This window comes from Mesorhizobium sp. M7A.F.Ca.CA.004.04.2.1, from assembly GCF_004022825.1.
Lineage (GTDB): Bacteria > Pseudomonadota > Alphaproteobacteria > Rhizobiales > Rhizobiaceae > Mesorhizobium.
This window is the reverse complement of sequence record NZ_RZPH01000581.1, coordinates 1-3,851: the sequence shown is the minus strand read 5'-3', so window position 1 is coordinate 3,851 and position 3,851 is coordinate 1. Positions and strand designations below refer to the sequence as shown.

4 protein-coding genes are annotated in these 3,851 nt (G+C 58.8%); 3 read left to right on the top strand and 1 reads right to left on the bottom strand.

The features are described 5' to 3' along the window. The coding region (locus EN893_RS23045) for a GGDEF domain-containing protein (RefSeq protein ID WP_164901037.1) at window positions 1–746 on the top strand (746 nt) is incomplete at its 5' end. A gap of 45 nt (window positions 747–791) precedes the next feature. On the opposite strand, the gene EN893_RS23040 is transcribed toward EN893_RS23045, so the two are convergent. Beyond that, window positions 792–1,550 (bottom strand): glycosyltransferase family 25 protein, encoded by a 759-nt coding sequence (locus EN893_RS23040; protein WP_127270453.1) that lies wholly within the window; start codon window positions 1,548–1,550, stop codon window positions 792–794. Window positions 1,551–1,947: 397 nt separating this feature from the next. Here EN893_RS23040 and EN893_RS23035 point away from each other — a divergent pair, with 397 nt between their 5' ends. Continuing rightward, on the top strand, window positions 1,948–2,910 hold the full coding sequence (locus tag EN893_RS23035) for a glycosyltransferase family 4 protein (protein WP_127270455.1): 963 nt from the start codon (window positions 1,948–1,950) through the stop codon (window positions 2,908–2,910). 133 nt (window positions 2,911–3,043) lie between these two features. Beyond that, window positions 3,044–3,851 (top strand): SLC13 family permease (locus EN893_RS23030; RefSeq protein WP_128361797.1); only part of this gene is annotated, 808 nt, incomplete at its 3' end.

The window sequence follows — 3,851 nt, the reverse complement described above, 5'->3', positions numbered from 1 at the left end:
CTGTCACGGTAGTCGGTACTGCATTCTTCATTGCCGTGGCGTTCTTCGTCGATTCCTTCAATTTCCCCTATCTTTCGCCCGAGGCCGTGTGGCGGGCGAAGATGACCGACTTGTTGCTGCCTTTGGTGCTGGGCGGCTCGTTTCTGTTTTTCCTGATGTGGAAGATTCGCCAGCTGGCCATCGCGCAGCGCGATCTCAGCATCATCGCCGCGACAGACAGCCTGACGGCGGTGCTGAACCGTGGCGCCTTCTCTATGCTGGTCGAAGCCTATCTCGAGCAGACCCGAAAGCAGGAGCAGACCCGTTCGGGGGCGCTGCTGATCATCGACGCCGACCACTTCAAGTCGATCAATGACCGCCTGGGTCACGATTGCGGAGACCAGGCGCTCAAACTGATAGCACAGGCGATCAAAGGGCAACTGCGTGGCGGCGATATCGTCGGCCGCATCGGAGGCGAAGAATTCGGCGTGTTTCTGCCCGGCGTGGACCCCTCGCAATCCTGGGTGGTCGCCGAAAGCATCCGCCGGCGTATCAGGGAGATGGAATTCTCACCCGGCGGCAGGCCTTGTCCGCTTTCCGTCAGCATCGGCGGCACAAGCTTTACCGGCCCGATCACCTATGAGGAAATCTTCTCCGCTGCCGACAAAAGGCTTTACACGGCCAAGTCGAACGGACGCGATCAAGTCAGCTTCGATCCGGCCGGAACGTCTCCGGCGCCTCTGCCCGGGGTTGCCACCGTGCATTGATGGGTGACTCGGGACCGTCGCGCAGCAGTGCTTTGGCTGCCGACATCACGCTAAAGAGATAGTTTTCTCACGCCTGAAGCGCCAGATATCGAAAATCTGTCGACTTATACGCCTTGCTTCGACCAGGAGCTTTTCCGCGGGACTCCGCTTTGGAGCGGAATTTGCGCTGGCTCTCACGAGCCGCTCCTCACTAAGAAGGCTGGTCAACCCGAAGGCCTTCTCACGAATAAGGTCATTTTGCACACACAGTGCGGGCAACAGTTGGTAGATCGCTTTGCTTGACGATGTCGGAAGCGACGGATCGAAGATAACGTGATCGGCGGGCGCATCGAGACTTCGGGCGATCAGATCGCGCGCTGCTTGCTTCGAAATGATGTACCCGGCCGCTCCGATGTGGAACCCATATAGCCTAACAACCGAAAACACCCGACTGACGCAGGTGCGCTTCATCGCGATAACGGTTTTCTTTAGGTAGGTTTCCAGCTTGACGATATCGGCGTTGGCCGGAATCCATCCATCATCGGAAAGCATTGGGCCAGCTGCTTCGGACAACAGGACATCATCCTCGAAGATCGCACCAAAGGCATCCTCACCATCTGCGATGATGGTCCAGCAAACCTTGTGGCTCATAAGGCAAGCCGCTTCCGTGGGAGTTAAACTTGGTGAAGTCGCAGCAAATTCCGGTCGATGCAACGCGTCTACGGCAGGAACCCGGTCGAACGAAACACCAACCTTCGCGAATTCAGCCGTGACATGGGCAAGTCGATCGGGAGACCGATCGAGGTTAATAACCATACATTTCATTGATGCCCCCCACAGGCTATCGGTCGATAATTACTGCCTTGACCTTGAAATAACTTGCTTAACTAACTTGAAATAACTTGCTTAACTAAATAGCGAGACTCTGCAAGGGGTAGGCGACGCAGCTTAGGCTGCCAGTGATGTTTTTGAGCAATAGATGGACGACTTAGCACTCACCGAATGCCCCCGTATTGACGCAACCTGCGTAATGGGCGACCGATATCTCGGGCAGCTAAATACCAGCTGAAGGTAGATATCTCTGTTCACAGCGATTTTTCAGCAGCTGCGTTAGCTCTGCTCGGCCACAAGTAAGGCCACCGATCGCCATGTGGGCAGCACGGCAACGGCCAGATTTTCACTATCGGCAAACAGCCGGCCAAGCTAACAAAGCGCAGCGACCATGATCCATTTGTTCAACGGCTTTCAGGATCCCTTCGGCGGCAGTGACCTTGAAGCTCTGGAACTGTACCGGCTGTTGAGTGCCGATTCCGAGGTGCATCTGTGGGCAACCTCCTCCAGCGTGTCCGGCGAGTTGATGCGGAACTTCCCGATTCGCCGCGTCTCGCTGTCGAAGTGGGATGTCCCGAATGGCGGCACCTACGTCTTTCTCGGCTCGCATTGGCGCAACAAGGTGTGGCCTTACCTGATCCCGCGGCCGCGCCGGCTGATCTATGTCTTCAATACCTTTCACCCGAAAATCATCGCGCTGACGACGCGCATGCCCCGCATGCTGAACTGGCCAGACGCCGAACTGGTGCTGATTTCCGATTTTCAGAGACGGATGCTGCGGGTCGATGGCGTCGTGCATCCATCGCTGATCGATGTCGAACGTTTTTCACCCCGGCGTCTGGCTTCGGATCGTCCGTTCACCGTCGGACGCTTGAGTCGCGACGGGCCGGGCAAACATCATGCCGATGACATACCCCTCTACGAGACATTGCTGGCCGAGGGCACAGCCTTGCGGATTCAGGGCGGGGCAGGGCTCAAGGACAGCCTCATGCCGCATCCGCAACTCGAACTGTTCCCACCCGGCCGATTTTCCGCCGAAGAGTTTCTGCGGACGCTCGACGTGTTTTATTATCGCACCGGTTGGCATGTGGAGACCTTCGGTCGCGTCGTGTTGGAGGCGATGGCCTGCGGTTTGCCTGTGGTCTGCCATTCCCATGGCGGCTATTCCGACCACATAAGGCATGGCGAAAACGGTTTCTTGTTCGAGACGACTGAACAGGCGTTGCGCATCCTTGCCGATCTCAAAGCCGATCCGGCATTGCGGGCGACAGTGGGAAAAAGGGCGAGGGAGTCCTTCGAACAGATCTATTCTTCCCAAGCTGTGCGACAGAGGCTGGATTTCTATTTGCGTTAGCCCGGCGTCTGAAACCGTCTGCCCGGCCGGTTTGGCATCCAGATCGACATCGCGTTAAAGGGTGAGCACCCGAATGGCCTCCGGGTGGGTGGTGGGCTTCGGCGCGGAAACAGACTGTGCAGGACTTCTATCGATGACATTGATGGGCGCGGCGGCACTGCTGATCCTGATCCTGACTTACGCCGGTGTTGCAATTGGCCGCATCCCCGGCCTGCGCCTCGACCGGGCGGGGATCGCGCTTCTCGGCGGGGCCGCGATGATCGCCATCGGCGCGCTCAGCATGGAGGATGCCTACCGGGCGATCAATTTCGACACCATCACGCTTCTGCTCGGCATGATGATCGTGGTGGCGCATCTGAAGGTGTCAGGCGCCTTTCGCGGCCTTGGCGCCATCGCCATCGAGCACGCGCACGCGCCCTTCATGCTTTTGGTGATGGTGACGCTGCCGACCGGCGTGCTGTCCGCCTTCCTGGTCAACGACGCCATCTGCCTCGTCATGGCGCCGATCGTCGTCCATGTCACCCGTGTGATCAAGCGCAACCCGATCCCCTATCTGATCGCCACCGCCACCGCGTCGAATTGCGGCAGCGTCGCCACCATCACCGGCAATCCGCAAAACATGGTCATCGGCGCGCTGTCGGGCATTTCCTATCCGGCCTTTTCGGCAGCGCTGGCTCCGGTCGCCCTTTTCGGCCTCGTCGCGGTCGTTGTCATCATCCGCATCGTCTACCGGGCCGAATTCGCCCGAACGGTCCAACTGACGCCCGAGGTCTCGCGTGGCCGCATGCACAAGGGGCAGGTGCTGAAGGCGGTGGTGGTCTGCATCGGGCTGGCAATCGCCTTCTTCGCCGGTGTGCCTGTCGCCAAGGCCGCGCTCATCGGCGGCGCCATCCTCTTGCTTACCCGGGCGATCAAGCCGGAACGCATCTACCGCGAGATCG

Bases quoted from the DNA above. Each gene is read 5' to 3' on its own strand.
- EN893_RS23040 (WP_127270453.1), bottom strand. From the start codon at position 1,550: ATGAAATGTATGGTTATTAACCTCGATCGGTCTCCCGATCGACTTGCC.
- EN893_RS23035 (WP_127270455.1), top strand. From the start codon at position 1,948: ATGATCCATTTGTTCAACGGCTTTCAGGATCCCTTCGGCGGCAGTGAC.